4 protein-coding genes and 2 pseudogenes are annotated in these 4,745 nt (G+C 68.3%); 5 read left to right on the forward strand and 1 reads right to left on the reverse strand.

What is annotated here, in order from left to right; translation table 11 throughout:
- The 5 genes and pseudogenes from ACWELQ_RS38300 to ACWELQ_RS38320 form a co-directional block, all read left to right on the forward strand.
- Positions 1–474: pseudogene (locus ACWELQ_RS38300) on the forward strand (hypothetical protein); the annotation flags it as partial.
- A gap of 90 nt (positions 475–564) precedes the next feature.
- On the forward strand, positions 565–1,164 hold the full coding sequence (locus tag ACWELQ_RS38305) for a molybdopterin-dependent oxidoreductase (protein ID WP_452401907.1): 600 nt from the start codon (positions 565–567) through the stop codon (positions 1,162–1,164).
- The gene (locus tag ACWELQ_RS38310; protein WP_452401908.1) at positions 1,164–1,979 is read left to right on the forward strand and encodes a ferredoxin reductase; all 816 of its coding nucleotides are present in this window, start codon (positions 1,164–1,166) and stop codon (positions 1,977–1,979) included. The genes ACWELQ_RS38305 and ACWELQ_RS38310 overlap by 1 nt, the downstream gene beginning before the upstream one ends.
- 2 nt (positions 1,980–1,981) lie before the next feature.
- Positions 1,982–2,275, forward strand: coding sequence for a DUF6510 family protein (locus ACWELQ_RS38315; protein WP_452401909.1), 294 nt, complete (start codon positions 1,982–1,984; stop codon positions 2,273–2,275).
- 92 nt (positions 2,276–2,367) lie between these two features.
- Positions 2,368–3,623 (forward strand): annotated as a pseudogene (locus ACWELQ_RS38320) (IS30 family transposase).
- Positions 3,624–3,724: 101 nt separating this feature from the next.
- Here the strand turns inward: ACWELQ_RS38320 and ACWELQ_RS38325 are convergent.
- On the reverse strand, positions 3,725–4,468 hold the full coding sequence (locus tag ACWELQ_RS38325; RefSeq protein WP_452401910.1) for a DUF4191 domain-containing protein: 744 nt from the start codon (positions 4,466–4,468) through the stop codon (positions 3,725–3,727).
- Positions 4,469–4,745 lie beyond the last annotated feature (277 nt).

Consider the following 4,745-nt stretch of genomic DNA (forward strand, 5'->3'; position numbering starts at 1 on the left):
ACCAACAGGTCGCCCGCTGTTGTCGTGTACGGGCTGTTGCCGTCGTCGGGACTGGCCCAGCGTCGTCTGGGCGGCCCGGACGGTCTGCCCGCCGCGGTCACCGGCACCTCGATGGGCGGGTTCGGAGCCTTCGTCTACGCGCGCCGCCGCTTCGAGCAGGGTCGCCCGGTGAACGCGGTCGCCACCATGTCGCCGGGCCTGCTCACCTCCTGGACCGAGATGGCCAAGCGCAACGCCTTCCTCAACGCCGATCAGTGGGCCGCCCTCGACCCGCTGCGCAACTTCGACAAACTGGGCCCGGCCCCGATCGGCCTGTGGTGCGGCGATCGCGACCGCTTCATCGACGGCTGCCGCCGCTTCATCGCGACCGCCCGCCCCGAGGTCGGTCTCATCACCCCTGGCGGCCACACCGACGAGTACTGGTCCACCGTCACCCCCGACGTGATCCGCTTCCTGTCCCGCCACATCGCCTGACCGCTGCCTGAAAGGCCCGGTTCCGGGGATGGCCCCGGCGTACTCTGTCCCGGAGCGCGTTCACGGTCGTCGTAGCGGAGGAGTGGTCGGATGACTGGCTTTTCGCCCGGTTTCCAGGGACGCCCCCGTCCCCAGAGTGACCGATTACCGCCAGGCCAATACCTGGTCGAGGACTTCCCGGTGCTCTCAGCGGGCCCGACCCCGCGCGTGAACCTCGACCGCTGGCAGTTCACCATCACCAACGAGACCGGCCGCCAATACGCCTGGAGCTGGCCGCAATTGATGTCGCTGCCGCAGCAACGCCCGCACGTCGACATCCACTGCGTCACCCGCTGGTCCAAACTCGACACCGACTGGCAGGGCATCTCCCTCGACAGCCTCTTCGAAAACGTCGAAACCCAGGCCGAATACGCGCTCATCTCCAGCCACGGCGGCTACACCACCAACCTGCCGCTGGAAGATCTGCTCGACGGCCGCGCCTGGATCGTGCACACCTACGACGGCCAGGACCTGCACCCCGAGCACGGCGGCCCCGCCCGCCTGCTGGTCCCGCACCTGTACTTCTGGAAATCGGCCAAGTGGGTCAAGGCAATCCACCTCTTCGACCAGGACGAGCTGGGCTTCTGGGAGGCCGCCGGCTACCACAGTTACGGCGACCCCTGGCGCGAACAGCGCTACCAGGACGACTGATGCGCTGGCAGCCCGCCGAACTCGTCGCCACCCGCGCCGAATCCGCCTCGGCTCGCACCCTGGTGCTGCGCGTGCCCGGCTGGCCCGGTCACCGGCCCGGCCAGCATCTCGACGTGCGGCTCACCGCGCCCGACGGCTACCACGCCGAACGCAGCTACTCCCTCGCCGCGCCCGCGGACGGCGAGCACCTCGAGATCACCGTGCAGCGAGTGCACGACGGCGAAGTGTCCGGCTACCTGGTCGACGTGTTTCCCGTGGGCGCGTTCATCGAAGTCCGTGGCCCGGTCGGCGGCTGGTTCGTCTGGACTCCCGAGACCGGCGGTCCGGCCGTCCTCATCGCGGGCGGCTCCGGCATCGTCCCCCTCGCCGCCATGCTGCGTGCCCGCCGGAAATCGCCCGCCGCCAGCCCGTTCCGGCTGCTCTACTCGGTGCGAACTCCCGACGATGTGCTCTACGCCGATGAACTCGCCGAACTCCGCCGCGCCATGCTCTCCCCACCCGAGGACCCGATCGGCGAGGTCTGCTATCGCGGCGAAGCCGAATCGGGCCGGGGCAGCACCGGTCTCGGCGACCCCGACGAGGACATCGAGGTATTCCTGGCCTACACCCGCACCGCGCCGACCGGTGATCCCCGCCCGCCGGGCCGCCTCACCGCCACCGAGATCAACCGCCTCGCCCTGCCGCCGTCCCCCACGGTGACCTGCTACGTCTGCGGCCCCACCGCGTTCGTCGAATTCGCCGCCGACGCTTTGGTTTCCGCCGGTCACGCCCCCGCCATGATCCGCACCGAACGCTTCGGCCCCACCGGAGGGTAGCCATGCCGACCCCCTACACCTACGCGGCCGCAACGCCCGACGACAACTACCTCGACGGCAACGCCCTCGCGGGCCCCCTCTCGCAATTCCTCCCCGGCGACCCGACCCTGCACGAATGCCGCTGCCCCAGCTGCGGTTCCACCGAACCCCTGGCCCGCGCCCTCGTCTACCTGAACTGCCCCGGCACGGTAATCCGCTGCTGCCACTGCTCGTCCGTCATGCTCCAATTGACCACCACCCCCACCGCCACCTACCTGACCTTCACCGCCCACACCACCCTCCGCCTCCCCACCTGACCCCCCACCGCATTCGTCGAGTGGCACATCCTGGAGGCTGATCCGGAGGTGGATTCAAGTGGTTGATGCAACATCCCTGATCAGGAGTGTTGATGAATCGTCTGCCGTTGAGATCGGTCGTGGAACGTTTCTGGGAGCATGTCGGTGAGGGTATACGGTGCAGCGGGCCGCGGTCGAGTGTGGGGTATCGGGGTCCACGGCGCGGCGATGGTTCGTCGCCGCTGGTGGGGTGCGGCCGGGCGCACGGGTCGAGCCGGGACCACGGCGGCGGCCGCGGTTGAGTTTCGCCGAGCGCGAGGAGATCGCCGCCGGGGTGGCGGTCGGGGAATCGATCAATTCCATTGCCCGTCAACTGGGTCGGGCACCCTCGACGGTGATGCGGGAGATCGCCAAGAACGGGGGCGTGCGTGGGCAACGCGGTCGCTATCGGCGTCGACACCGGTTCGGCGCGGATCGTGGCGGATGGGAAACGAAGGTGACCTACCGGCCCAGCCTGGCCCAGCAGCGCAGCGAGCACCGCGCTCGCCGGCCCCGTGACGGGAAGTTGGCCGCCGTCCCCGCACTGCGGCGGATGGTGCAGGATCGGTTGACCGACAAGCACAGCCCCGAACAGATCGCAGGATGGCTGGCCGCGACCTACCCCGACCGACCGGAGATGCAGGTGAGCCACGAGACCATCTACAAGGCCCTCTACGTCCAGGGCCGTGGTGAGTTGCGTCGTGAACTGCACCAGGCCCTGCGGACCGGACGCGCCCTGCGTCGACCCCGCCGCAACAGCGAAACACGCTGCCCGCGAGGACAACTCGCGGGCATGGTGATGATCAGTGAGCGGCCTGCCGAGGTCGAAGACCGGGCGGTGCCCGGACACTGGGAAGGCGACCTGATCATCGGTAAGGACCAGGCGTCCCAGATCGGCACACTCGTCGAACGCGCCACCGGGTTCGTGCTGCTGCTGCACCTGCCCGACGATCGCGGCGCCGACACCGTCGCCGAGGCCATGATCGCGAAAATGATGACCCTGCCCGCACAACTTCGCCGCTCCCTGACCTGGGACCAGGGCAAGGAAATGGCCGCCCACGCCCGCATCGCCCTGGCCACCGACCTCGACATCTACTTCTGCGACCCGCATTCACCCTGGCAGCGCGGCAGCAACGAAAACACCAACGGGCTACTGCGCCAATACTTTCCCAAGGGCATCGACCTGTCGATATTCCCCGCCGACTACCTCGACTACGTCGCCGCCCAACTCAACGCCCGCCCCCGCAAACGCCACGGCTTCCGCACACCAGCCGAAGTCCTCGACCAACTACTGTCGAACCCAGACAACCCTGTTGCATCGACACCTTGAACCCAAGGGACAAATCCCCTCCACGATGTGCCACTCGACGAATCGGGCTGAAATGGCGAAGCCCGCGTCGGGGACGCGGGCTTCGGAGGGAGTGGGGTGGGTCAGCGGCGGCGGATGCTGCGTTGGACGCCGCGCATTTTCGCGCCGTTGGGGAGGGGGCCCTTCGGGAGGGCGGGGCCGCCGCGGGTGGCGAGGGCCGAGAGGCGGCCTTCGATGAGGTCCATGCGCTTGGTGTCGATATTGCGGGGGAGCTTGGTCAGGTAGCGCTGGAGGTCCTTGATGGCGACCTGGTCCTTGTCGTTGCCGATGACGACGTCGTAGATCGGGGTGTCGCCGACGAGGCGGGAGACCTTCTTCTTCTCCTGTGCCAGCAGCGACTTCACTCGCTGCGGGGAGCCCTCGGCGACCAGGATGACACCGGGCAGGCCGACCACACGATGCACCGCGTCGAGCTGGGTGGTGGCGGCGACACCGGGGGTGACACGCCACTTGCCCTGTAGGTTGTCCAAAACCCAAGCGGCCGCACCGGCCTGGCCCTCGGCCTTGGCGTACACGTTCTTCTGGACGCGGCGGCCGAAGATGATGAAGGCGGCGAGCGCACCGAGCAGCAGGCCGATCGGCAGCAGGAACCACTGCATGCCGAAGATGAACCCGATCACCAGGAACACCACGGTCACGCCGACGAAGGCGCCGATCATCAGCGGCAGCAGGAGTTTGTCCTCCTTGCGCTGCATCTGGAACGCCTGCCAAAGCTGTTGGCGACGCTCCTTCGACGCCTGCTTGCGCGCCGCCTTCGCCGCGGCCTTCGCTTCCTTCGACGGATTACCGCCCTTGCCTGCTGCCATGACGTCCAGCTTAATGGCCGGGTACGCCCGGTTCGCGACGGGATCACCAGCGTGGTGAGCGGTTGCTCGTGTCCGGGGATTCCGGGCGTGTCACAGCGGCGCGCGGGTGCGGGCTATGTCTCATCCGGGAGGGGTCCCTTTGGAGAAGCCCGCTTGGATCTGTTCTGCTGGATATAACCAGTGCCGGATGAAAGGGATCGGAAGGACATGCGGTCGACGGACCACTGGCCCGCCTCCGCCGGTCTCCGCCCCCGGCTGCCCGGCGCGGCCGCGCTGC

It is taken from the genome of Nocardia sp. NPDC004722 (genome assembly GCF_053601505.1).